This window comes from Tenacibaculum sp. MAR_2009_124, from assembly GCF_900105455.1.
Taxonomy (GTDB): domain Bacteria; phylum Bacteroidota; class Bacteroidia; order Flavobacteriales; family Flavobacteriaceae; genus Polaribacter.
On sequence record NZ_FNSF01000001.1, the window covers coordinates 583,465 to 608,720 of the forward strand.

Annotated in this window: 19 protein-coding genes; 13 read left to right on the forward strand and 6 right to left on the reverse strand. The window is 32.5% G+C overall.

Features of this window, described 5'->3' with window-relative positions; all coding sequences use genetic code 11:
* Window positions 1-2 precede the first annotated feature (2 nt).
* Complete coding sequence (locus BLW23_RS01695) at window positions 3-2,267, reverse strand: beta-N-acetylhexosaminidase (RefSeq protein WP_093667519.1); 2,265 nt, start codon at window positions 2,265-2,267, stop codon at window positions 3-5.
* Between the two features lie 85 nt (window positions 2,268-2,352).
* On the opposite strand from BLW23_RS01695, the gene BLW23_RS01700 reads away from it, so the two are divergent.
* The 6 genes from BLW23_RS01700 to BLW23_RS01725 all read left to right on the forward strand — a co-directional run bounded on the left by BLW23_RS01700 (window position 2,353) and on the right by BLW23_RS01725 (window position 9,984).
* Complete coding sequence (locus BLW23_RS01700) at window positions 2,353-5,232, forward strand: GH92 family glycosyl hydrolase (protein ID WP_410529739.1); 2,880 nt, start codon at window positions 2,353-2,355, stop codon at window positions 5,230-5,232.
* Window positions 5,233-5,424: 192 nt separating this feature from the next.
* Entirely contained in the window at window positions 5,425-6,435 is a 1,011-nt protein-coding gene (locus BLW23_RS01705) for an isoaspartyl peptidase/L-asparaginase family protein (RefSeq protein ID WP_093667521.1), read from the forward strand.
* A gap of 15 nt (window positions 6,436-6,450) precedes the next feature.
* On the forward strand, window positions 6,451-7,755 hold the full coding sequence (locus BLW23_RS01710) for a sugar MFS transporter (protein ID WP_093667522.1): 1,305 nt from the start codon (window positions 6,451-6,453) through the stop codon (window positions 7,753-7,755).
* 10 nt (window positions 7,756-7,765) lie between these two features.
* Window positions 7,766-8,035: a hypothetical protein gene (locus BLW23_RS01715; RefSeq protein WP_093667523.1), complete on the forward strand. Its 270-nt coding sequence runs from the start codon at window positions 7,766-7,768 to the stop codon at window positions 8,033-8,035.
* A gap of 35 nt (window positions 8,036-8,070) precedes the next feature.
* On the forward strand, window positions 8,071-9,513 hold the full coding sequence (locus BLW23_RS01720; protein ID WP_093667524.1) for an RHS repeat domain-containing protein: 1,443 nt from the start codon (window positions 8,071-8,073) through the stop codon (window positions 9,511-9,513).
* A gap of 48 nt (window positions 9,514-9,561) precedes the next feature.
* Complete coding sequence (locus BLW23_RS01725; RefSeq protein ID WP_093667525.1) at window positions 9,562-9,984, forward strand: hypothetical protein; 423 nt, start codon at window positions 9,562-9,564, stop codon at window positions 9,982-9,984.
* A 122-nt stretch (window positions 9,985-10,106) separates the two neighbouring features.
* Here the strand turns inward: BLW23_RS01725 and BLW23_RS01730 are convergent, their stop codons facing one another.
* Together BLW23_RS01730 and BLW23_RS01735 are read right to left on the reverse strand one after the other, a co-directional pair.
* Entirely contained in the window at window positions 10,107-10,358 is a 252-nt protein-coding gene (locus BLW23_RS01730; RefSeq protein WP_218134036.1) for an XRE family transcriptional regulator, read from the reverse strand.
* Window positions 10,359-10,456: 98 nt separating this feature from the next.
* Window positions 10,457-10,786: a helix-turn-helix domain-containing protein gene (locus BLW23_RS01735; RefSeq protein WP_093667526.1), complete on the reverse strand. Its 330-nt coding sequence runs from the start codon at window positions 10,784-10,786 to the stop codon at window positions 10,457-10,459.
* Window positions 10,787-11,048: 262 nt separating this feature from the next.
* On the opposite strand from BLW23_RS01735, the gene BLW23_RS01740 reads away from it, so the two are divergent.
* Complete coding sequence (locus tag BLW23_RS01740) at window positions 11,049-11,606, forward strand: REP-associated tyrosine transposase (RefSeq protein WP_093667527.1); 558 nt, start codon at window positions 11,049-11,051, stop codon at window positions 11,604-11,606.
* Between the two features lie 307 nt (window positions 11,607-11,913).
* Window positions 11,914-12,921 carry a hypothetical protein gene (locus BLW23_RS01750; protein WP_143032081.1) on the forward strand — a complete coding sequence of 336 codons (1,008 nt, stop codon included), beginning with the start codon at window positions 11,914-11,916 and terminating at the stop codon, window positions 12,919-12,921.
* Between the two features lie 110 nt (window positions 12,922-13,031).
* Here the strand turns inward: BLW23_RS01750 and BLW23_RS01755 are convergent, their stop codons facing one another.
* Window positions 13,032-13,688: a hypothetical protein gene (locus tag BLW23_RS01755; RefSeq protein WP_093667530.1), complete on the reverse strand. Its 657-nt coding sequence runs from the start codon at window positions 13,686-13,688 to the stop codon at window positions 13,032-13,034.
* A gap of 391 nt (window positions 13,689-14,079) precedes the next feature.
* Here BLW23_RS01755 and BLW23_RS01760 point away from each other — a divergent pair, with 391 nt between their 5' ends.
* Together BLW23_RS01760 and BLW23_RS01765 are read left to right on the forward strand one after the other, a co-directional pair.
* The gene (locus BLW23_RS01760; RefSeq protein WP_093667531.1) at window positions 14,080-14,892 is read left to right on the forward strand and encodes an alpha/beta fold hydrolase; all 813 of its coding nucleotides are present in this window, start codon (window positions 14,080-14,082) and stop codon (window positions 14,890-14,892) included.
* Window positions 14,893-15,401: 509 nt separating this feature from the next.
* Window positions 15,402-16,640 carry an amidohydrolase gene (locus tag BLW23_RS01765; RefSeq protein ID WP_255362748.1) on the forward strand — a complete coding sequence of 413 codons (1,239 nt, stop codon included), beginning with the start codon at window positions 15,402-15,404 and terminating at the stop codon, window positions 16,638-16,640.
* A gap of 86 nt (window positions 16,641-16,726) precedes the next feature.
* Here BLW23_RS01765 and yidC read toward each other — a convergent pair whose 3' ends face one another.
* Both yidC and BLW23_RS01775 read right to left on the reverse strand, forming a co-directional pair.
* Complete coding sequence (yidC, locus tag BLW23_RS01770) at window positions 16,727-18,604, reverse strand: membrane protein insertase YidC (protein WP_093667533.1); 1,878 nt, start codon at window positions 18,602-18,604, stop codon at window positions 16,727-16,729.
* 184 nt (window positions 18,605-18,788) lie between these two features.
* Complete coding sequence (locus BLW23_RS01775) at window positions 18,789-20,402, reverse strand: CTP synthase (RefSeq protein ID WP_093667534.1); 1,614 nt, start codon at window positions 20,400-20,402, stop codon at window positions 18,789-18,791.
* A 213-nt stretch (window positions 20,403-20,615) separates the two neighbouring features.
* On the opposite strand from BLW23_RS01775, the gene rpmH reads away from it, so the two are divergent.
* The 3 genes from rpmH to BLW23_RS01790 all read left to right on the forward strand — a co-directional run bounded on the left by rpmH (window position 20,616) and on the right by BLW23_RS01790 (window position 25,240).
* Complete coding sequence (gene rpmH, locus BLW23_RS01780; RefSeq protein ID WP_093667535.1) at window positions 20,616-20,777, forward strand: 50S ribosomal protein L34; 162 nt, start codon at window positions 20,616-20,618, stop codon at window positions 20,775-20,777.
* A gap of 104 nt (window positions 20,778-20,881) precedes the next feature.
* Entirely contained in the window at window positions 20,882-23,734 is a 2,853-nt protein-coding gene (gene carB, locus BLW23_RS01785; RefSeq protein ID WP_093667536.1) for a carbamoyl-phosphate synthase large subunit, read from the forward strand.
* Between the two features lie 354 nt (window positions 23,735-24,088).
* The gene (locus BLW23_RS01790; protein ID WP_093667537.1) at window positions 24,089-25,240 is read left to right on the forward strand and encodes a hypothetical protein; all 1,152 of its coding nucleotides are present in this window, start codon (window positions 24,089-24,091) and stop codon (window positions 25,238-25,240) included.
* The last annotated feature ends 16 nt before the right edge of the window (window positions 25,241-25,256 follow it).

The following is a 25,256-nucleotide window of genomic DNA, read 5'->3' on the forward strand; positions in this document are numbered from 1 at the left end:
ATTTAATTGATAATAATTTCGTCTAAAAATAACCAAGATAAATTTCCTGCACCACGTTTTCCTTCTTTAATAATTCCATAGTTAGGAATAGTAATGGTTACAAGCGCTGCTTTTCTATTTTCAAAAGACGTTTTAAAGTTAACGACCCAATCCTTTGAGCGTGGAACTTCAATTTTTTCAGGTTTTGAGTTGTCAAACGATATCCAAATTTCTTTTGGAGCATAAATCCATTGATATTGACCGTTATGAAAGCGCGCACTAAGAGAGTTTATATCGATAACTTCTTTTAAATCATAGGTTAATTTAAGTGTGTCTTCTCTAAAACCTAACCATTCTTGATCTCGATGACGTTTATTGCTTCCAAGTATACCATTATTTAAGGTAATTTTGCCTCCAGCATTAAATTTTTCATGAGGAAGAGCACTGATGCTTAATTTTTTTCCAATGGCTTTATGTTTAAAAATTTGTTGATCAAGTATATTACTAACTCTACCTTCACTATCAAAACTAGCAGCCTTTAATTGGGTATCTTTTTCAATAACTATTGGTTTTTTGTAAAGAGTTGATGAAATGGTTGGATCGGTTCCGTCGGTTGTATAACGAATTGATTTTCCCTCAGTATCACTTTGTAGTGTATAAGTAGTTTGACCATTTTGAGTATAAATTTGTCCGTTTAATTCAAACAAATGATTCGCATAGTTAACATTTAAATGATCTAAACGTTTCATGAAATGCAATAACCTTTTCTTAAAATCATCGAAATTCTTATTTTCAGAAGGAGACCAAACTACTTCGCTTAGCGCCATCATTCTTGGGTAAACCATGTATTCAACTTTATCAGTTGTTGGTATGTACTCCGTCCAAACATTTCCTTGTGCTCCAAGTACGTACTTTGCTTCTTCTTTAGTTAACTCTTCTGGAATGGGGTTAAAGCTATATACCTTTTCAAGAGGAAGAAAGCCTCCAATTGCTAAAGGTTCATTTTTGTTTTTAGATTGATAATGATCAAAATAACAATGAGTACCAGGAGTTAAAATAACATCATGGTGCTCTTTTGCTGCTTCAATAGCTCCTTTGATTCCTCTCCAAGACATTACTGTAGCATTAGGAGCTAAACCACCTTCTAAGATTTCATCCCATCCTATAATTTGTCTCCCCTTAGAATTGATGTATTTTTCCATTCGTTGGATGAAATAACTTTGCAATTCGTGTTCATCTTTTAGTCCGTTTTTCTTAATAAAGTCTTGACAGAATTTAGACTCTTTCCATTGTTTTTTAGGAGCTTCGTCACCACCTATATGAATGTATTTTGATGGGAAAAGTGCAATAACTTCATCAATAACATCTTCTAAAAACTTAAAAGTTTCTTCTTTCGGAGAGTAAATATCTTCAAATACGCCCCATTTTTGAACTACTTCTACCTTATTACCGGTACATCCAAATTCTGGATAAGCCGCTAAAACAGCTTGAGAATGACCTGGCATTTCTATTTCAGGTATAATAGTAACTTGTCTTTCTGTAGCATAGGCAACAATTTCCTTAACTTCTTCTTGAGTATAGTAACCACCATAACGTTTATTATCAAATCGTTGAGGTTTATCGCTATAATGACCGATTAAAGTCCCATCTCGAAAAGCAGAAATCTCTTGTAATTTTGGGTACTTCTTTATTTCAATACGCCATCCTTGATCTTCCGTTAAATGCCAATGAAAAGTATTTATTTTAAGAAGAGCAATCATATCTATGTACTCTTTAATAAAATCAGTAGGGAAAAAATGTCTACCAACATCTAAATGCATTCCACGATATTTAAACTGTGGCGCATCTTTAATTTCTATACATTGTACTGAAACTTGTGAAGCTTCAGTTTCTAATGGCATTAATTGAATGAGTGATTGGACTGCATAAAAAGCTCCTCTAGGAGATTTTGCTTCAATGATAATCATTGTTTGAGTTACCTCTAAAGTATAGCCTTCTTCGTTTTCAATTTGATCATTATAATTGAATACAATTTTTTTATCATTGGTGTTATCTGATAAGGAAATATTAAAGTTTTTTGATAGATATTTCTTTAGATAATTACCAACATTCGTAAAACGATCATCAATTTTTATGGAGACTTCGTTGTTAAGAGAAAACAAACCATTTTTCATAGTTTGTGATGCAGGTGCAGGGATAATTGAGGGGTAAATTGGTTTTGGGATATTTTCATGACAGTTCACGAATAATAACATAAAAACCAAACCCAAGTAGTAAGTAGTTTTCATTTTCTATTATATTTGGTACTAAATATAACAATCTATTAATATGAAATTCAAGTTTTTTTGCCTTTTAGCTGTAATAATTCTACTAATGAATTGTAACAGTCCTAGTTCGACAATTTCAGAAGCTAAAAAAGATAAGAATTTAGTTTCATACGTGAATCCATTTATAGGAACAGGAGGCCATGGTCATACCTATCCAGGAGCAACAATGCCATTTGGTATGATGCAATTATCACCAGATACAAGATTAGATGGATGGGATGGTTGTTCTGGTTATCACTATTCCGATTCAGAAATTTATGGTTTTTCTCATACTCATTTAAGCGGAACTGGAGTTTCTGATTATGGTGATATTTTATTAATGCCTACTGATAAAGTTGTGTTTAATAATGGTGCAGACGGGAAGGAAGGTTACAAGTCTAAATTTTCTCATGAAAAAGAAACTGCTGAACCAGGGTTTTATAAAGTGCATTTAGAGGAAACCAACATAGAGGTTGAGCTAACTGTATCCGAACGAAGCGGAATTCATAAATATCAGTTTCCTAAAAAGGAAGACCAGATTGTTATACTAGATTTGGAACATCGTGATGAGGTTTTGGATTTCAATTTTGAGCAACATAACAAGTATACCGTGAGCGGTTATCGACATTCAAAAGCTTGGGCTACCAATCAAAAATTATTTTACTATATACAATTCTCTCATAAAATAAGTAAGCCATTTTACAATAACGAAAAGAAAGCGTCAAAGGTTGCTTTTGAGTTTATAAACCCTAATAATGAACCTGTTTTTGTTAAAGTTGGTATTTCAGCTGTTGATGTTGAAGGAGCCAAGAAGAATATGGAAACAGAGGTTGGTAATAAAACATTTGAAGAGGTTAAAAAAATAGCACAAGAAACTTGGGAGAAGCAACTAGAAAAAATAATTGTAGAAGATACTAATAAAGATTATAAAGTAAATTTTTATACGTCGATGTATCACACTATGATTGCTCCTAATTTGTATCAAGATGTTGATGGAAGATACCGAGGAATGGATTTGGAAATTCATAAAACAAAAGAATTTGACTATTACACAGTATTTTCGTTATGGGATACCTATAGAGCTGCACATCCATTGTATACAATTATAGAACAGGAACGAACGAATGATTTTATCAATACGTTTATAGCAAAATATGAAGAAGGAGGCATTATGCCAATTTGGGATTTATCTGGATGTTATACAGGGTGTATGATTGGGTATCATGGAGTACCAGTAATTGCAGATGCGTATTTAAAAGGAATTAGAGGATACAATGTTGACAAAGCTTATGAAGCAATGAAGCATTCGGCAATTCAAGATAAATTAGGTTTAGAAGCTTATAAAAAGTATGGTTTTATTCCTGTGGAAAAAGAATCGGAATCTGTTTCGAAAACGTTGGAGTACGCTTATGATGATTGGACAATTGCCGAAATGGCGAAAGCTTTAGGAAAACAAGAAGATGTTAAAAAATTTACGGAAAGAGCACAGTATTATAAGAATGTTTTTGATCCAAAGAGTCAATTTATGCGTGGACGATTTAGAAATACATGGTTCAAACCTTTTGATCCATATGAGGTTAATTTTAACTATACAGAAGCTAATTCTTGGCAATATAGTTTTTATGTACCACAAGATATTTCAGGGTTTATAAAAATATTAGGAGGAAAGCAACAATTAGAAACTAATTTAGATAAGTTGTTTAGTGCAGATGACAATACTTCTGGTCGTCATCAGGTTGATATTACTGGGTTAATAGGTCAATATGCACATGGAAATGAACCAAGTCATCATATGGCTTATTTGTATAATTTTGTGAATAAACCTTCAAAAACGCAAGAAAGAATCCGTCAAATTTTAACGGAACAATATACCAATACACCTGACGGTATTTCTGGAAATGAGGATTGTGGACAAATGAGTGCTTGGTATATATTCAGTAGCTTAGGTTTTTACCCCGTTACACCAGCATCAAACCAATACATTATAGGAAATCCATTGTTCGCTAAAGCAACGATCAATTTAGAAAGTGGGAATAAATTTACAATGGTTGCCCATGACTTATCAGAAGAAAATAAATATATAACAAAGGTTGTATTGAATGGTAAAGTTTTGGATAGAACGTTTATCACTCATAACGAAGTTGTAAATGGAGGAACTTTAGAATTCCACATGGCAAATACACCTTCGGAATGGGGTACAAAAGAAGGGCAAGAGCCTATTACCGAAATAAAAGAGCATACCATTGTTGCCGCTCCGTTTATTGCAGAAGGAGATATTGCCTTTAAAGGAAAAACGAGGTTGAGTTTAGCGAGTGTAGACAAAGATGCGAAGCTATTTTATTCATTAAATGAAAACGAGTTTGCTGAATATGTGGAGCCAATTGAAGTCACAGAAAAAGGAATTTTAAAGGTTTATGCCGAAAAGAATGGAGACAAAAGCGCGGTGATATCTACCGAACTGTATAAGATTGACCCGAACTTAAAAATCGATTTACATACCAAATATGCCAATCAGTACAATGCAGGAGGAGATAATGCTTTAATCGATGGAGTTTTAGGTGCTAATGATTTTAGGACAGGTACTTGGCAAGGATACTTTGATTCTGACTTGATAGCTGTAGTCGATTTAGGAGAAAAGAAATGGATAGAATATGTTCAAGTAAATTTCTTAGAAGATCAACGTTCTTGGATATTTCTACCAACGGAAGTTGAATATTTAATTTCTTCTGATGGTAAAAGTTATACTTCATTGACAAAAGCACGTTTGGAAGCTACTGATGAGAATGAAAGCACTGACATTGAAGAATTAGGATATGCTTTTAAAGGTAAAGAAGCGAGATATGTAAAGGTAATAGCTAAAAAATTAGGTACGTTACCAGAATGGCATTTAGGATACGAACATGATGGGAAATCATGGTTGTTTGTCGATGAAATACAAATCAAGTAGCTAAGGGGATTCATCCCCTTGAAAAGCTAGAAGAAGTTATCTTCAATCGAAATGATAAATAATTTTGTAAGAAGTAGTTCTTTTAGAATGGAGTCCTGTTCTCGATACATTTTTTATTTCGTTATCACTCCATAAAAAACACTCGAACTGACATTAAAAATTACTCTAACTTATAAAGAAACAAACAAATAAATGAAGAGAAGGAAATTTTTACAAAAAGCATCAGCTTCTGGATTAGGAGTGATAGCGGCTTCATCGATATTAGCCTGCAAAACAGAACAAGAATCGAATAAAGCACAAAACGAACAGAAAGGAGTTTCAAGTGTAATCAAACCTTTAGTGATTGCTACTTGGAACACGCCATTGGCAGTTGAAACAGCCGCTAAAATTTTAGAAAGAGGCGGTTCTGCTTTGGAAGCAGTAGAAGAAGGTTGTCGAATAGAGGAAGCTAATGAAAAGGGACAGTCTGTTGGAAAAGGCGGACTGCCTGATAGAGATGGAAATGTAACTCTGGATGCCTGTATTATGGATGAGAAAGGGAATTATGGTGCTGTGTTGTGTGTAAAAAATATTAAACATGTAATTTCTGTTGCTAGAAAAGTTATGGAAGAAACTCTTCATGTAATGCTTGTTGGAGAAGGAGCGGAGCAGTTTGCAGTTTCAAAAGGTTTTGAAAGAGAAGATTTGCTCACCGAAGCTTCAAGAAAAGCATGGGAAAAGTGGAAAGAAACATCAGAATATAAACCAATTATCAATATTGAAAACCATGATACAATTGGGATGTTAGCTATTGATAATAATGGCGATATTTCAGGGGCTTGCACTACCAGCGGACTTGCTTATAAAATGGCTGGAAGAGTTGGTGATTCTCCGATTATTGGAGGAGGTCTTTTTGTCGATAATGAAGTAGGAGGAGCAAGTGCAACGGGGTTAGGAGAGGAAGTTTTAAAAACTGTGGGTAGTTTTTTGATTGTAGAATTAATGCGTCAAGGGAAATCGCCTCAAGAAGCTTGTGAAGAAGCGATTGCTAGAATTGTAAATAAGCCAAATAGTGATTATAAAAACTTTCAAGTTGGTTATATTGCGGTAAATAAAAAAGGGGAAACTGGCGCGTATTCAATACATGAATGGTTCAGCTATAATCTTTACAAAAACGAAGAAAATAATAATATCAAATCCGATTTTATTCTTAATAGAAAATAATAATGCTAATTAACTATGACTACACCAACTAACAAATCTTACACTAAGGCATTTATCTTTTTAACCTCTTTATTTTTCTTATGGGGTTTTATTACTGTTTTAGTAGATTCCTTAATACCAAGAATACGAGAACTGTTTACACTTTCATATTTCCAAGCAGGTTTGGTTCAGTTTGCCTTCTTTGGAGCGTATTTTTTATTGTCAATTCCTGCAGGTTATATACTAGCAAGAATTGGATATAAAAAGGGAATCATTTTAGGACTATCAACTATGGCGGTTGGGTGTTTGCTGTTTTACCCTGCCGCATCTTATCGTGTTTTCGGAGTTTTCATGTTGGCCTATTTTGTGTTGGCGGGAGGAATAACCATTCTTCAAGTAGCAGCCAATCCTTATGTAGCTGTTTTAGGTTCGGAAGAAGGAGCGAGTAGTCGTTTAAATCTATCACAAGCTTTTAACTCATTGGGAACAGCCATTGCACCCGCCATTGGAGCAATGTTGATATTAAGTGATAAAGTAAAGTCTAACGATGAAATTGCAGCATTATCAGAAACGGTAAAAGAACAATATTTACTAGCAGAAGCGGAAGCTGTGCAAACTCCGTTTATAGGTATTGCTGGTTTTATAGTTGTTTTAGCGTTGGTATTTGTTTTTGTAAAGCTTCCGAAGTTGTTAGAAAAAGTTCCTAATGGCGGATATGCAGAACTATTGCAAAACAAATCTTTGATGATGGGAGCTGTGGGGATATTTGTATATGTAGGAGCTGAGGTTGCTATCGGAAGTTATTTAGTGAACTATTTTATGGATATGAATTTGTTCGAAGCCATAAAAAATAACTCTTTCATGAGAGGGATTTCAGAAACCTTATTAAATGCTGATCTCGCTACGGTAGATAATAAAGCCATAGTTGGAGCCTTTGTAACGTTTTATTGGTCAGGAGCTATGATCGGTAGATTTATTGGAGCTTATTTAACGAAAATTATTGCTCCTGCTAAAGTATTAATGAGTTTTGCTATTGGAGCCCTTGTTTTAATTGTCATATCAATGAACACCTCAGGTTTTGTTGCCATGTGGACGATTTTAGCGGTTGGGTTATTTAACTCAATTATGTTTCCAACGATTTTTACTTTGGCTATTGATGGTTTGGACGATTTAAAACCTCAAGCTTCAGGTATTTTGTGCACTATGATTGTAGGTGGTGCTATCATTCCTCCATTATACGGACTATTAACCGATAATATTGGCTTCAAATTAGCCTTTGTCTTAGTAATCCTTTGCTATGGATATATTTGGTTTTATGGGAAGAGCAAGGTGAAGAAATAGTCTATAATTTATGTTTAAGTTTTTAGAAAGAAAGAAGGAGATTGGTCTAATGAATAGAGTTAAGTTTATATCTGATAATGTAAAAGTTAATTTCCAACTAGATATGTTAAGAGATAATCGAGTGGATTTTCAAATGACCCGTCAGAAATCTCTTGGCAAGTTAGGTTTTTATGATTATAAGAACACAGATAATATAGTGTTCATGTTAAGGTTTAATAATAAAGAAAATGAAACTGGGGTGTATGAAGGTACGATGCTAACGGGAATATTGAGTCTTTAAAGAGAAATAAAAATACCGAACAGGGTTCCAATTTAATGGATGACTTAAGTTATCATTACAAGGCAGACAAACCTAACCAATTGCAAAGAGTTGAAGATCGTGTAGTAATAGATACGCATGCAAATGATATTAAAAATCAAACCACAACAGATAATTACAAATACAACAGTATTGGTCAGTTAACTGAAAATGTAGATGAGAATGTAAAGTATGAGTATAATGCCAGCGGTTTGGTAACCAAAGTACGTTATAATAATAAAATTCGAGTGGAGTTTTTCTATAACGACAAAGGTTTTAGAACAAAGAAGCTGAGTTATAAGAATGATGGTTCTTTGGACAAAACAACAGATTATGTTTTAGATGCCTCAGGTTCAGTAATGGCCATTTATGAAAACCAACAATTAAAAGAATTACCAATTTATGGAGCAAGTAGATTAGGTGTTTACAATAAAAACGATGGAAGTGCTGTTTATCAAATTACCGATCATCTAGGAAATGTACGAGCAACGGTTGGAAAAACTTCAGGTGGACAAGTGTTAACAGGAAGTAGTAGCTCAACTGATTACTATCCATTTGGGATGCCAATTCCTAACCGTCAAATCATAAATGGAGAGCCATATCGTTATGCCTATCAAGGACAAGAAAAAGACTCTGAAACTGGGAAGGAAGCATTTCAATTACGTTTATGGGATGCTAGAATTGGAAGGTGGTTGAATCCTGATCCAATGAGGCAATTTAGTTCTCCTTATCTTGGAATGGGGAATAATCCAATTACAGGGATTGATCCTAATGGAGGAAAAGTAATTTTTCCTACTAAAGCGCAAGCTGAAAGAGCAGTAAAAAATATAAATAATTTACTTAAAGCAGAATTAGGATTAACTATTGATGCTGTTACTATTAAAGAGTATCAATACACCCAACATAAACAGAAAGGCCAAAATGGATACGTTCTTGTATTTAATAAAACAAAAGAGTTTAAAAAAATGCTTTCAGATTTAAATATGCCTTGGGAAGATCAACTAGTTCTGGCTTCTTTTATGGATATATTAAACTCGGAATATGAGGTAACAGGTGAATTAGCTCCTTCGACTGATAAAGCAGCAAAAGTTCCTGGTTTTATGGAGAAACCAAATGAACAAGGATTATATGAAGATCGTAGGAAAACATTAGCAGAAACCAATGGAGGAACATATAATTATCATTATTTTAAAGTGAATAGGAATTTACCTGATTATACAGATAGACCTACAGAATTTAATATAGGCTCAACCATTTTTCATGAAATTCTGTGGCACTTAAGTCCAATGGGACCATTATGGTTAAAAAAAGGGATAAAAGTTAATCAGGTTTTTGGGGCTAAAGGTTTATTTAAAGTGTTTGGAGTTCCTGATGCACCAGGTATTAATTTATTACATGTTAATGGCCCTTTCATTCATGATAAATTAAAGCCAAGAAAACCACATGTGAAACATTTTTAATAAAAATATGTTTTTAAAGTTATATTGAATTTAATAATTTTTTTAGTAATGAAAAAATATTTTATAGTATTAGTAATTGTATCATATTTAATAACTTATTTTTATTTAGCAGAACGTAATTTAATAATAAACTTAATAAAAAATCATGAGATTGAGTTAGAAAATAAATCAATAGATGTCATATTATATGATTTTAAGCTAGATGAAAAAGAACATAAATCAATAATTGATATCTTTAAAAGTAAAGGTTATAATAATGTTTCTTTATTTTGTGGAGATAAAATTTATGATCTTGAGAAATCAAATTATTCAATAGAGATTATAGCATCAAAAACGGTTATTAATTCTTCACTAATAGGTATGTATGAGAAACCTAAAATAGATAAACTTTATAATGTTGTGAGTATATGGTTTTTTTTTAAATGGATTACAGTTTATAAAAAAAATATATCTTGGAATGGTTCCCCCTGATGGCGCTAGTATGTCAAAGTGATGGCTACCGCTAGTTTGCAACTAGTGGCAAGTAAGAGTAAGCCAAATAGTAAAAAATATAAAAAGCTACTTTACATTAAATTGTGAGGTAGTTTTTTGGTTTAAAGTGATGCTAAATTTTTATCGAAGAAATCTTTAAATTTTTTATTGATAAGCATTTTATCAATGATTTTTAGAACAGTGCTTTTATCTTCTTCATCTAACTGGTTAATGAGTTTAAAACGTTCATCTTCGGACTTATTCTCTAATACAATAGCTTTAGGCATATCATCTTCAAGGTTAATAATTTGGTCAACAGTTAAATTAAAGAGTTGTGCTATTTTATAAATTTCAATAACAGTTACTTCACGCAAACCCGATCGCGCGGACTTGTAGTCCGTGCCTACTACGAGTAAGCAAATAATACATATAAAAGCTACTTTACATTAAATTGTAAGGTAGTTTTTTGTTTTTAGATAGTTTTAAGTTTAGCAGCTTTTACAAGGTTATCAATAAGGTAAAAAATATGTTTTTTATCTTCATTAGGTAAAGCTTCAATGTCATTAATACGTTTTAAGACATCTTTATCATAAGATGAAAGAGAACCTTCTCCAATTAAGTAATCTACCGAGACATTAAATATTTTAGCTATTTTAAGAAGTATTTCAATGGATGGTGTATTCTCATTACGTTCATAATTACCAATAATAGTGCGAGACACTTCTACTTTTTTAGCAAGTTCACTTTGCGAAAGATTCAACTTCTTTCTTAGTGTCGTTATTCTACTTCCGATGTCCAACATAGTTAACTAAAATCCCCCTGATGGCGCTAGTATGTCAAAGTAATGGCTACCGCTAGTTTGCAACTAGTGGCGAGTAAGAGTGAGCCAAACAGCAATAAATATAAAAACTACTTTACACCGCCCCTGATGGCGCTAGTATGTCAAAGTAATGGCTACCGCTAGTTTGCAACTAGTGGCGAGTAGGAGTAAGCCAAACAGCAATAAATACAAAAGCTATTTTACAACCTAATGTAAGGTAGTTTTTTTGTATTTTAGTGGAGCTATGAGTAGAAACTACAAATTCCATAATAAAACAGGTCTTTATTTTGTGTCATTTGCTACGGTAAATTGGATAGATGTATTTACCAGACAAGTTTACTTTGATATTTTGGTTGAAAGCATAAGTTATTGTAGAGAAAATAAAGGAATGGAGCTATATTGTTATTGTTTTATGTCAAATCATGTCCATTTTATTTTCCGATCAGCAGATGATCAGCCATCGGAATTGTTGAGAGATTTTAAAAAGTATACATCCAGAAAACTAATACAAGTTATAGAGAATAATCCACAAGAAAGTAGAAAAGAATGGTTACTTAGGATGTTCAAACGAGCAGGTAAAAAGAATGCTACTACAACACATTATCAATTTTGGCAACAACATAATAAACCTATTGAGCTATGGAGTGAAAAAGTGATTAAACAAAAAGTAGATTATATACATAATAATCCTGTGAGGAGTGGTTTTGTGATAAATCCGGAAGATTGGAAGTATTCAAGTGCAAGGAATTATCAAGATGATTTTACCGTTTTAGAAATTGATGAGCCAGGTTTTATACAATAATATGTTAATTTTGATTATGTATATTGGCCACTAGTCTTGGAGACTAGCGTGAGCGGGGGAGATATAATTGATATTGTTAATGATTGGCAGTTGAGAGTAGATATACCTATGTTGATGCTTTACCCGCATACACATAAGCCTATATCAATTTCAGGAGATAAGTATATTAATCGTAATACGGGAACATTAAATAAAAGATATATAAATTACATGCTTAATTTTTATGTTAGATAAAAGACTCTATAAATTTAACCCAATACTTCTATTTATTTTTCTAATTTCTTGTAGTTCGGAAAAAAGTTTAGATTTGAACAAAGATATTTTTGATTTGAAGTCAAATATTTCAAATATAATTGATTTTGAAAACAATACTATTGTTTATCAAGATTTTAAAGGTAAAGTGTATAAAGAAGATTTAATTAATGACACTGTTTTATGGTCTTATAAAGGAGAAGAGCTAAACATGCCAAGTTTAGCGCATTTAAAAATAGAAAAAGAAATATTCCTTACAAGTCCTAAGGCAGTTTTGAAGTTGAACAATAATGATGGTCGACTTGTTAGTAGTTTATCTGATTTGATTGTTGGGAGAACAACTAATTTGGCACATCAAGATGATTTAATAATAGCTAGTTCGTTAAAGGGAATATACAGTTTTAAAATAAATGGTAATAAGCTTCAATATCAACTAGATTCATTTAAGAATAGTGGAACGACCAATAACTCTTCATTTGTTACAGATGACGAATTTTTATATGTATTAGGATTAGGTGATAGCCTGAGCTATAGTCATAATAATCTTCTGAAATTGAAAAAAGATTCAGGTCAATTAATTATATCGAAAAGAATAAATTGTGATTATTTTTTAGGGTTAACATCTAGTAATACGAATATTTATTGCGCCTTAAAAAAGAATAATGATTACATTGTTAATTCTTATAATAAAGAAAATTTGGAATTAAGCTGGTCAAATAAATATGAGAATAAATTAATCAACGATATACTTTTTTTTAATGATTACGTCTATGTTTTATCTAACGATGAAATTTTTTGCTTATCAGGGAAAACGGGAATATTAAAATACGAAAATAAAATACCTCCATTTTCTAGGGTCATAAAAATTAATAAGGAAACGATTTACTTAGGAAATTATAAAGGTATTATTAGATATAAATTGTCAAAAACAGGATTATTTGAGGCTAAAATTATACATGGAGAAAATAATGGTTTTTGGGAAATTAATAATTTTATTTTTGTTTCCGAAGAAAATAAACTTTACAAATATTCTTCTTCTAATGGCGCTAGTATGTCAAAGTAATGGCTACCGCCAGTTTGTAAATAGTGGCGAGTAAGAGTAAGCCAAATAATAATAAAAAAGAAGCTATCTTAATGGTAAAGTTAAGGTAGTTTTTTTAAGTTATAATTGCATCAATTCATTTTGGTAATACCAATATTTATCAATCTACCATTAAGTGTTCCACCGGCATTTAAAACATATCGCAATGAAATTTGATCGTTAGCATTGAGGTTGTACATCACAACTCCTGTACTTCCCCACCAATCTTGATTGGTTAATGAAACCGAACCGCGGTTTAAATACGCTATTAAATTATTGTTTCTAAAAGCAGCAATAATATATTTTGTATTTCCCACGGGCATGTTTGATGTCGATAATTCTGCCGAGATCATATAAATTCCAGTTTTTAAAACACGAATGGTTCCATTGGATACCACTTGAAAAACATCGTTATCGATATATTGAACATGACTATTATTAATAGGGAAGTTGTAATAGGTATTTGTTGCATTTGGTAAGCTATAGCCACCATCTCGGTTTAAAATTATAGACTTTAGTTTCGCCGTGTCGTCTATGGCAGACCAATTGGTACCGTTAAATTTATAAATACTATTATCATCAGTATTGTATAACAAACTACCAGTATTCGGGGCGGTTATTCCCAACATTTCTGTGTTAGTAGCTCTGGGGAGCGCAAAAAGTGAGTTAGCATCTATTTGAGCGCTTATATATTGAAAAGAGAATAACACTAGAAATAGTGCGATTAGAGGTTCGGTTGAAAATTTCATTTTCAGTCAATTAGTAGTTAAAGTTTTTATAAGTACCTTCAAGAATAAATTTGGTCAAATACTTGAAGGTGGGTTGGTTTTCGCGCCCGAAAATAGTGCTTTTTTATAGGTGTTTTAATTTTTTAACGTAATTATAAGACTCTATAAAAAGTGAAGATAATAAGGCTTTGATATTAAGTTTTTTAGAGGTTGTTAAAATAGATTGTTTTGAACTGTTTTTTATTAATATATCCAATTACGAAATATAAAGAAGGGGATTGTCAACCTGATTTTGTTCCAAGTTCTTATCTTAGTATTTGTTTTAGAGTATGGAGAGATTCTTACATAAAATCGAATGCCATGAATATTATTAGTATGACTTATAACTAACATTGAAAAAGGTAAACAAACGATGAAATTAAAATTGAACTTTAAACATGGCGATATAGAAGGAATTATCAAAGTAAGCCATGTAAATGATACAATAGTTATCATAACGAATGGTCATAATGGTTTTTATAATTATGGAATGTTTCCTTTTATTCAAGAAGAATTACTAAAGAATAACATTTCGTCATTTAGCTATAACTTTAGTCATGGTGGAGTGATTGGTGACGCAGACCGATTTGATGATTTGGAGAAGTATGAAAAGAACTGTATGCGTCTTGAAAAGTTAGATTTTATAGAAGTTCATAAAGCTATTTCATCAAAATATCCAAAAGCGAAAATAGTTCATTTAGCTCATAGCTTAGGAGGAATACCTACTACGTTTGGTGTTTTAGAACTAGAAAAGCAAAATATACCGGTGGCGGGAGCTATTTTATTAGCAACAGTTAAAAAGCTTGATATTTGGACAAAAGAAGTCATAGAGCAATGGAAAACGAACAAAGTTCTCTTCAAGAAAAACAATAGAACAAAACAAGAATTACCACAAGGCAGCGAGTTTCTAATTGAAGTTTTAAACGCTCGTATCAATTGGAATGTAGAAACCGCTTTAGGTGATATAAAAACACCTTTTTATTACATCCATGGAAAAGAAGATGAAGCAATACCTTATGAACATGGAGTAAATCAGTTTTTATGGAAGACATCTAATTCAGAATTAAGCTTGATAGAAAAAGGAACTCACACGTTAAATACGAAACATCCTTTCCAAGGACCTTCTCCTCAATTATCAGAATTTTTGGATTTAGCAATCAATTGGATTAAAGAGAAATCTAAATAGTCTAGGATAAACCATAGAAGTATAATTTGTATCCTATTTTAAGAAGGTGAGTTTGTTTCTTTTTCATCAATGGAAAAAGAAAAATAACTTAGAAGAAAAGGGAATACATATTCTTAAAATTTCTTCTAAAGTTGAAATGACATTAATAGCAAAGAGGTCGAGAAGTAATTTCAGATTAAAAAGTATGAGATCTCGACTTCGCTCAATCTAAATAGATCATGTTTTTTGAGTGTTTTTATTAGTGAAAAATATTCTACCATTAATAATTAAAAAAAAATGTTAAATTTACTAGCTTTCAATTGATTAGCAATGATTGAATTAATTGTCTGCATTTTGAGTGAGAGACCTTTCGTCTTTCAGGGGGAAATTAACATATTTTAAATATACTAATCGTAAGTTTTATAAATCATTGTTTTATAAGTCTTTCGAATCTTTCTCCTTAAAAAAATGAAAACATTAAATTGAATTAATATATGAAACTTTTTTTATTGGCTGTTTTGGGTTTTGGAATGAACTTTTTAGGCTTCACCCAAGAATTGTCTTCTTTAGAATTAAATGATATAGAAACAAAAGTTATTAAATGGCGAAGACATTTTCATGAAAATCCTGAATTATCCAATAGGGAATTTAATACGGCAAAAATCATTGCGAAGCACTTAAAATCATTAGGAATAGATACCCAAGAAAATGTAGCTAAAACAGGAGTAGTAGGGGTGTTAAAAGGTCCGAGTGGAGATAAAGTGGTGGCTTTACGAGCAGATATAGATGCCTTACCAGTTAAAGAACGAAATGATTTGACATTTAAATCGACAGTAGTTTCAGAATACTTGGGAAAAGAAGTTGGTGTAATGCATGCTTGTGGGCATGATACACACATTGCCATTTTAATGGGAGTGGCGGAATTACTTTCGAAGCATAAAGATAAAATAAATGGTACCGTAAAATTCATCTTTCAACCAGCGGAAGAAGGAGCACCTGAAGGAGAAGAAGGAGGAGCAGAGCTAATGGTAAAAGAAGGAGTTTTGAAGAACCCAGATGTTGATGCTATTTTTGGTTTACACATCTCTTCTGGACTCGATGTAGGTACAATTCGATACAAACCAAGAGGAATTATGGCGGCCTCTCAGAGTTATAAAATTAATGTAAAAGGAAAACAATCACATGGTTCTCGCCCATGGACAGGAATCGACCCTATTGTTGCTTCGGCAAAAATCATTGATGGATTGCAAACTATTATTAGTCGTGAAGTAGATTTGACCAATGAAGGAGCAGTAATCACTGTAGGTAAAATAGATTCTGGAGTACGTTCGAATATTATTCCTGAATCGGCAACCATGATTGGTACCATACGAACATTAGATTATAAAATGCAAAAGAAAATTAATAAACGTATGTATGAAATGGTTCCAGCCATTGCAAAAGCCTATAGAGCAGAAGCCACAATTTCCATAGAAAAAGGGTATCCAATAACATATAATGATGTAGAACTTACGAAAAAGGCATTACCAACTTTACAAAAGATAGCTGGAAAAGAAAATGTAGTTTTAACGAAAGCAATAACAGGTGCTGAAGATTTTTCTTTTTTTCAAAAAGAAGTGCCTGGGTTTTATTTTTTCCTAGGAGGAAAAGCTAAGGAAGACAAGAATCCTTACCCGCATCATACTCCCGATTTCTTAATCGACGAAAGTGGATTGATTTTAGGAGTTAAAACGATGTATCAATTATCACTCGATTATTTAAATCAATAGATTTTTTTAATATTAGCCAGAATGAAAAAAACCATCTAAGTTTACTTAGATGGTTTTTGAATTTATAAAAGAAAAGATCTTAAATCTTATTTTTTCTTTTTCTGAGCTGCTTGTTGTTCTTGAGCTTGTTTCATAGCAGTATCTAAACGCTCACGAAACTTACTCTTTTTAACAGGCTTCTTTTTGTTTTCTTCAATTTGTGCATGAATCTTAGCTTCATCAATTACAAAATTCTTAATAATGAACATGATTGCAATCGTAAGTAAGTTTGAAATAAAGTAGTATAAACTTAATCCACTCGCGTAATTATTAAAGAAAAACAGCATCATGATAGGAGAGAAGTAAATCATCCACTTCATCATTTTACTCATGTCAGGCATTCCTTCTTGCGCAGGAGCTTGCATGTTTGCTTGTTGACTTTGATTCATTTTCATGTAAAAGAAAATAGCAATAGAAGCCAAAATTGGAAATAAACTCACGTGATCTCCATAAAAAGGAATTTCAAATGGTAGTTTGAAAATTATATCATAAGAAGATAAATCATTTGCCCATAAGAAGTTCTTTTGTCTGAAATCAATATTTGTTGGAAAGAATTTAAACAAAGCAAAGAAAACAGGCATTTGTAATAATGCGGGAATACAACCTGACATCATACTAACTCCAGCTTTTCGCTGAACCGCCATAATCTCTTGCTGACGCTTCATGGCATTTTCATTTCCCGGGTACTTTTTGTTAATTTCCTCCATCTCTGGACGAATAACTTTCATTTTAGCACTTGATAAATACGATTTGTATAAAACAGGAGATAATAATATTCTAACAACAATAGTCATTAAAATAATAATAAGTCCATAGTTACCAACAAAACCTTTTAATACATTAAATACTGGATAGAATACATAACGGTTTAACGTACCAAAAATACCCCAGCCTAAGTCGGCCGTTTGATCTAAGTCAGTTCCTTTAAATGTTTTTAATAAATTATAATCTGTAGGCCCATAAAACCATTCCATATTATAATTGAATTCCCCATTTGTTAGTGCTAAAGGAGTTTTTAATTCGTAAGCTTTGGTGAACACTCCATTTTTATCTCCATCCTTAACTAAGTCAGTTGAAGTTACAGTGGCATTGTTAAACGCTGTTTCACTTGTTAAAATAGAAGAGAAAAAGTGTTGTTTAAATGAAACCCAGTTTAGATCATTTAAAACTTCTGAATTACCAGGACGCAAATAATCAACATCTCCATCGGCTTTATAATAATACCAAGAATACATGGTATTTTCTGTTTTTAAACTTTTCTCTTGGCGATAAGCATTTAGTTTCCAATCAAGGTTCACTTGTTGTGATCCATTAATAACATTACCTAACCCTTGCGACCTAACAGCAAATCCTACTCGGTAATCTTTAGGTTTTATTTCATAACGATATTCTAAATATTTATCCTCAGCTACCTTCAGCTTCATAGAAAGTACTTCTGTATCTCCATTTTTCGTTAAAGTTGGAGTAAACAATAAATCGTTCGTATTTAAAGTACGATTATCGGTTGTACCAAAATTAATATTGAAAGAAGCGTTTTTATCTTTAATTAAGTAAAGAGGTAGAGAATCGTGAGTTTTGTATTTTTTTAATAAAGCTTCAGTAATTTGTCCCCCTTTGTTGTTTACAGTAAGTTTTAATAAATCATTTTCAATTACTGTAGTACCTTCTTTTCCCGTTAAACCACTATAAGCAAAAGCACCTAATTTATTTTGAAAAGCAACTTGCTTTAAAGAGTCGTTTTCAAAAGCAGCACTAGCTTCATTTGAAGTAGTAGAGGCAGTAGGAGTCGTTACTTGTTCTGTTTGCGTTTCAGTAGAAGATTCAGGAGTTTCTTCTGGTTTTTGAGTATTCATCCACCATAAAAGGATTCCTCCCAATAAAAGCATTCCAATAAAGGAATTTAAATCAAATTTTTTTTGTTCCATTGATATGTTTTATAAATGTCAACCTGTCAGTTTATGTTTTTCTTCTTAATCGAAAAACCCGACAAATGTAGTAAAACTGTCAACAATTTAGCCAGTTTTGTTATGATTAATTTACATTTCTATAATAGCGCAAAGGCCATTCCAAAAATGAAAAATCCTGCAATTTCAATTGCAGGATTTTAATTTATTTTTTTGATTGTTTTAAAGAAGCTTTAATGAAATTCACAAATAACGGATGTGGATTTAATACTGTGCTTTTATATTCAGGATGATATTGTACCCCTACAAACCAAGGGTGAGTTGGGATTTCAACAATCTCAACAAGACCTGTTTTAGGGTTGGTACCAGTAGCTTTCATACCTCCAGCTTCTATTTTTTCTTTATAAGAGTTATTAAACTCATAGCGATGTCTATGACGTTCACTAATTAATTCATCTTTGTAAATTTCAAAAGCTTTTGAATCTTGAGTTAATTGACAACCCCAAGCTCCCAAACGCATTGTACCACCTTTTTCAGTAACGTTTTTTTGTTCTTCCATTAAATTGATCACTGGGTTTGAAGTACTACTGTTCATTTCGATAGAATTGGCATCACTTAGACCTAAAACATTACGAGCAAATTCAATAACAGCCATTTGCATTCCTAAACAAATTCCTAAGAAAGGAATGTTATTTTCACGAACGTATTGTACTGCAGCAATTTTACCCTCAATACCTCGATCACCAAAACCAGGAGCAACTAAAACACCGTCTAAACCTTCAAGTTTACCTGCCGCATTATCAGGAGTTAGTTCTTCAGAATGTATCCAACGAACGTTTACTTTTGTTTTGTTTGCAGCTCCAGCATGAATAAATGCCTCTGTAATAGATTTATAAGAGTCATGTAGTTCGACATACTTACCTACTAAACCAATTTCAATTTCTGAAGTTGGGTTTTTATGTTTTTCAACGAATTTATTCCAAGCCTTTAATTTCGGTTGTTTTCTGGTAGATAAACGCAACTTTTCTAAAACTACATAATCTAAGCCCTCTTGAAACATTAAATTTGGAACATCGTATATAGTTTCTGCATCCAATGATTGAATAACATCTTGCTTTTTAACATTACAAAATAAAGCTAATTTACGTTTGATAGTATCGTTTATTTCATATTCAGAACGACACACTAAAATATCAGGACTTACACCACTTTGCATTAACATTTTTACAGAGTGCTGTGTAGGTTTAGTTTTTAATTCACCAGCCGCCGCTAAATAAGGAACGAGTGTTAAGTGAATTACAATAACATTTTCCTCTCCAAGTTCCCATTGTAATTGTCTTACCGCTTCAACATAAGGTAAAGACTCAATATCACCTATTGTTCCACCTATTTCAGTTATAACAATGTCATAATCTCCAGTATTTCCTAAAATCTGAATACGATTTTTAATTTCGTCGGTAATGTGAGGAATTACTTGAACAGTTTTTCCTAAAAACTCTCCCTTACGCTCTTTATTAATAACTGATTGATAGATTCTACCAGTAGTTACGTTATTTGCTTGAGAAGTAGGAATATTTAAAAAACGTTCATAATGACCTAAGTCTAAATCTGTTTCAGCACCATCGTCAGTCACATAACATTCCCCATGTTCATATGGATTCAAAGTTCCAGGGTCTATATTAATATATGGATCTAATTTTTGAATAGTTACTGAATATCCTCTTTCTTGTACTAATTTAGCTAACGAAGCAGCTATAATTCCTTTTCCAAGGGATGAAGTTACGCCTCCAGTTACAAAAACGTATTTTGTGTTATTCATGGTATTGTTAGGTTTGCGCAAAAGTAAGAACTCTACCAAACACGGCAAAAAAAATGTTCAAAAAGATGAAATTTTTTGAAGGAGGAAAAATTTCAAAAAAAAAGGAATATGGATTTGCTAGACTAAAAAACTGTTGTATATTTGCCCACGCTTTTAGCAGACGGAATTTAACAAAAGCAAATTAATTAAAGAAGACATTTAAGATATATTGTAATGAGTAAAAGAACGTACCAACCATCAAAACGTAAGAGAAGAAACAAACACGGTTTCAGAGAGAGAATGGCTTCTGCTAATGGGCGCAAAGTATTAGCAAGAAGAAGAGCAAAAGGAAGAAAGAGATTGACTGTTTCATCACAAGCAAGACCTAAAAAATAATGATATTTATATCATTAATATAGAGGTGTTACTTTTTATTAGTAACACCTTTTTTTATACCCAAGAAAAATTTATTTTACGTACAATAACACAATCAATAAGTAATGCCTAAAAGACAAGACCTTAAATCTATTTTAATTATTGGATCAGGACCTATAGTAATTGGTCAAGCATGTGAATTTGACTATTCAGGATCACAAGCGCTGAGATCATTACGTGAAGATGGAATTGAGACTATCTTAATCAATTCCAATCCAGCGACCATTATGACAGACCCGTCAATGGCCGACCATGTATATCTTTTGCCATTAACAACAAAATCAATCGTTCAAATTTTAAAAGAACACCCACAAATTGATGCTGTTTTACCAACAATGGGAGGACAAACTGCATTAAACCTTTGTATCGAAGCAGATGAAAAAGGTATATGGAAAGATTTTGGAGTTGAAATTATTGGAGTTGATATTGATGCTATCAATATTACAGAAGATCGTGACAAGTTCCGATTATTAATGGAGAAAATAGGAGTGCCAATGGCTCCTCAAGCAACAGCTACTTCATTTTTAAAAGGAAAGGAAATTGCTCAAGAATTTGGTTTTCCTTTATGTATTAGAGCATCTTTTACTTTAGGAGGAGCAGGGGCTTCAATTGTTTATGATGAAAATGAGTTTGAAGAAGCTTTATCTAGAGGTTTAGAGATATCTCCTATACATGAGGTGATGATCGATAAGGCCATGATGGGATGGAAAGAATTTGAACTTGAATTATTACGTGATGATAATGACAACGTAGTTATTATTTGTTCTATTGAAAATATGGATCCAATGGGAATCCATACTGGAGATTCTATAACCGTAGCGCCAGCGATGACACTTTCTGATAAAACGTATCAGAAAATGCGTGACATGGCAATTAAAATGATGCGTTCAATTGGTGAATTCGCAGGAGGATGTAATGTTCAGTTTGCAGTATCACCGGACGAAAATGAAGATATTATTGCTATTGAGATTAACCCAAGGGTTTCTCGTTCTTCAGCATTAGCATCAAAAGCTACTGGGTATCCAATTGCAAAAATTGCTGCGAAGCTAGCAACAGGATATACATTAGATGAATTAGATAATCAAATTACAAAATCTACTTCAGCTTTATTCGAGCCAACATTGGATTATGTGATCGTAAAAATACCACGTTGGAATTTTGATAAATTTGAAGGTTCTGATCGAACTTTAGGTTTACAAATGAAGGCTGTAGGTGAGGTAATGGGAATTGGACGTTCTTTCCAAGAAGCATTGCACAAAGCAACTCAGTCTTTAGAGATTAAGCGCAATGGTATTGGAGCTGATGGAAAAGGGTATAAAGACTACAGTCAAATTAAAGAAAAACTGAAGTTTGCTTCTTGGGATAGAGTATTTGCTATTTACGATGCAATTCAAATTGGAATGCCTCTTAGTAAAATACATGAAATAACAAGAATTGATATGTGGTTCTTAAAGCAATATGAAGAGCTTTTTGAATTAGAAAAAGAGATTTCAACATTCAAGATTGAAACTTTACAGAGAGATCTATTATTAGAAGCTAAGCAGAAAGGATACGGGGATCGTCAGATAGCTCATATGCTTGGTTGTTTGGAGAGTGAAGTTTATAAAAAACGTGAAGAGCTTAATGTAAATCGTGTGTACAAGTTAGTAGATACTTGTGCAGCTGAGTTTACAGCAAAAACTCCATATTATTATTCAACTTTCGAAAACGAAATTGAAACGGCAGATGGAGCGAAAATGCATGCAAATGAAAGCGTTGTTTCTGACAAAAAGAAGATTATCGTATTAGGTTCGGGACCAAACAGAATTGGTCAAGGAATCGAGTTTGATTATTGTTGTGTTCATGGTGTTTTGGCAGCTGCAGAATGTGGTTACGAAACTATTATGATTAACTGTAATCCTGAAACGGTTTCAACAGACTTTGATACGGCAGATAAATTATATTTTGAACCTGTTTTTTGGGAACATATTTATGATATAATAAAGCATGAAAAACCTGAAGGTGTAATCGTTCAACTAGGAGGGCAAACGGCTCTTAAATTGGCTGAAAAATTAGATCGCTACGGAATTCCTATAATTGGAACAAGTTATAAGGCGTTAGATTTAGCAGAAGACAGAGGTAGTTTCTCAACGTTGTTAAAGAATAACAATATTCCTTATCCAAGATTTGGTGTTGCTGAAACGGCTGATGAAGCTTTAGCGCTTGCTGATAAATTAGATTTCCCAATTTTAGTTCGTCCTTCTTACGTGTTAGGAGGTCAGGGAATGAAAATTGTAATCAATAAAGATGAATTATTAGAGCATGTTGTAGATTTATTGAGAAAGATACCTAATAACAAATTATTATTAGATCATTATTTAGAAGGTGCAATTGAAGCCGAAGCAGATGCTATTTGTGATGGTGAAAACGTATACATCATTGGAATTATGGAGCATATTGAGCCATGTGGTATCCACTCTGGAGATTCGAACGCAACCTTACCAGCATTTAATTTAGGTGAGTTAGTATTAGAGCAAATTAGAGAGTATACAAAAACAATAGCACTTGCATTAGACACTGTAGGTTTGATTAATATTCAGTTTGCAATTAAAGATGATAAAGTATTCATTATCGAAGCGAATCCAAGAGCATCGAGAACGGTACCGTTTATTGCAAAGGCTTATAAAGAGCCGTATGTAAATTATGCTACGAAAGTAATGTTGGGAGAAAAGAAAGTTACAGATTTCGATTTCAATCCTCAATTAGAAGGTTTTGCTATCAAACAACCTGTGTTTTCGTTCAATAAGTTCCCTAACGTAAACAAGAAGCTAGGACCAGAAATGAAGAGTACTGGTGAAAGTATTTTGTTTATAGATAGTTTAAGAGATGATCAATTTTATGATTTATACTCACGTCGTAAAATGTATTTGAGTAAATAAAGATGTTTTTTAAAAACTGAAGAGCTTCTCATATTTATGAGAAGCTTTTTTTATGCCTAAATTAAAAGTATTCATAATTGTTCTAAATTTAACATTTAGAAAGTTGATTATTAATTAATTCCTAGGAATTCACTTTTTTTTTGTAAATTTCCAATTATTAACCATTTTATCCCCTTAATATGATGTTATATAACTTCTTACCCCTTAAAAACAGATTTATATTTTATATTCAGAAAGCATTTTTAAAACCTGAATATATCGTGATATATAAATAATACACTATACTACTTTTACCATTTACCAAACTTTACTTTCTACTTCTTTATCCAAATAATTATATAATATATGGTTTAAATGAGATATAAGATATTAATAGTGTTCTTGTTCGCTTTTTCATATAATGGAGTAGCTCAAATGGATGCAAATTCATTAATGGGTTTACCGAGAGGAACTACAGCCGAAATAAATGCGATTACCTCTCCAAATGAGGGGTCAATTGTTTATAATTCCGAAGATAAAAGGATTTATAAATTTAATGGTACAATATGGGTGCCTTTAAATATTGGAAATGAGACTAAATTGGTTGCCGATTCAAATATATCTATCACTGGAGAAGGTACGGATGACGACCCTTATGTAATTCGTGCAATACCAGCTACGTTAACAGAGAATCCTGATGGTTCTTATACGTTTTCCAATGGAGTAGATGCAGATGTTACTATTACGCCTGGTGTTGCGGGGAATACTCCAATAGTTTCAGGATCTAACTCCAATGGAGGTTGTGCTAATCAGTTCGAAACAAATCAAACAAAGGATGTTGTCATTACGGGAGATTATTTTGATGGTAGTGCTACAGTGTTCATTGCAGGTCAAACTGTAAATTCTGTTACTGTTAATAGTGTGAATCAATTAACGGCCAATGTTACAGCAGGCTCTACTACAGGGAATTTTGATATTTCTGTAACTACCAATGCTGGAACTGGAACTTTGCCCAGTGGTTTTAGTATCAAGGTAGCACTAGTAACCTATAATTATGGAGCAAGTGATATAACGCTATCCAATCAAATGTCTTATACAGGAGGTAATCTTATAAGGACAGCGGGGACAGGATGGAATCAACAAGGATATTCTTTGGTTCATAATATACCTAATGACTCAGAAGGTCATTTAAATTTTACTGCAGGAGCTAACAATCGTTATCGAATGGTTGGATTAAACAGTGATCCTGCAGCAAATGCTTCATACTCTTCTATAGATTATGCAATATATTTGGTAGTAAACGGTAGGATATACATATATGAAAATGGTGGTTATAAAGGTAATTTTACAAATTATGTACAAGGAGATCAGTTCAAAATTAATGTCGCATGCGATGGAACTGTTACTTACTTAAAAAATGGAACGGTCTTCTATACGTCAACAATAACAAGATCTCAACCACTATACCTTGATTCGTCTTTTTATAACTCCAATGGAGGTGCAAACAATATTTCAATTACGTATTAAATAGGAAAAAGTAAAT

What these genes read in the sequence shown, in the direction of transcription:
- yidC (WP_093667533.1), bottom strand. Translation starts at nt 18,604, where the DNA reads ATGGAACAAAAAAAATTTGATTTAAATTCCTTTATTGGAATGCTTTTA.
- BLW23_RS01735 (WP_093667526.1), bottom strand. Translation starts at nt 10,786, where the DNA reads ATGTTGGACATCGGAAGTAGAATAACGACACTAAGAAAGAAGTTGAAT.
- BLW23_RS01710 (WP_093667522.1), top strand. Translation starts at nt 6,451, where the DNA reads ATGACTACACCAACTAACAAATCTTACACTAAGGCATTTATCTTTTTA.
- BLW23_RS01755 (WP_093667530.1), bottom strand. Translation starts at nt 13,688, where the DNA reads ATGAAATTTTCAACCGAACCTCTAATCGCACTATTTCTAGTGTTATTC.
- BLW23_RS01740 (WP_093667527.1), top strand. Translation starts at nt 11,049, where the DNA reads ATGAGTAGAAACTACAAATTCCATAATAAAACAGGTCTTTATTTTGTG.
- carB (WP_093667536.1), top strand. Translation starts at nt 20,882, where the DNA reads ATGCCTAAAAGACAAGACCTTAAATCTATTTTAATTATTGGATCAGGA.
- BLW23_RS01760 (WP_093667531.1), top strand. Translation starts at nt 14,080, where the DNA reads ATGAAATTAAAATTGAACTTTAAACATGGCGATATAGAAGGAATTATC.
- BLW23_RS01720 (WP_093667524.1), top strand. Translation starts at nt 8,071, where the DNA reads ATGGATGACTTAAGTTATCATTACAAGGCAGACAAACCTAACCAATTG.
- BLW23_RS01765 (WP_255362748.1), top strand. Translation starts at nt 15,402, where the DNA reads ATGAACTTTTTAGGCTTCACCCAAGAATTGTCTTCTTTAGAATTAAAT.
- BLW23_RS01705 (WP_093667521.1), top strand. Translation starts at nt 5,425, where the DNA reads ATGAAGAGAAGGAAATTTTTACAAAAAGCATCAGCTTCTGGATTAGGA.
- BLW23_RS01700 (WP_410529739.1), top strand. Translation starts at nt 2,353, where the DNA reads ATGAATTGTAACAGTCCTAGTTCGACAATTTCAGAAGCTAAAAAAGAT.
- BLW23_RS01725 (WP_093667525.1), top strand. Translation starts at nt 9,562, where the DNA reads ATGAAAAAATATTTTATAGTATTAGTAATTGTATCATATTTAATAACT.
- BLW23_RS01790 (WP_093667537.1), top strand. Translation starts at nt 24,089, where the DNA reads ATGAGATATAAGATATTAATAGTGTTCTTGTTCGCTTTTTCATATAAT.
- rpmH (WP_093667535.1), top strand. Translation starts at nt 20,616, where the DNA reads ATGAGTAAAAGAACGTACCAACCATCAAAACGTAAGAGAAGAAACAAA.
- BLW23_RS01775 (WP_093667534.1), bottom strand. Translation starts at nt 20,402, where the DNA reads ATGAATAACACAAAATACGTTTTTGTAACTGGAGGCGTAACTTCATCC.
- BLW23_RS01715 (WP_093667523.1), top strand. Translation starts at nt 7,766, where the DNA reads ATGTTTAAGTTTTTAGAAAGAAAGAAGGAGATTGGTCTAATGAATAGA.
- BLW23_RS01695 (WP_093667519.1), bottom strand. Translation starts at nt 2,267, where the DNA reads ATGAAAACTACTTACTACTTGGGTTTGGTTTTTATGTTATTATTCGTG.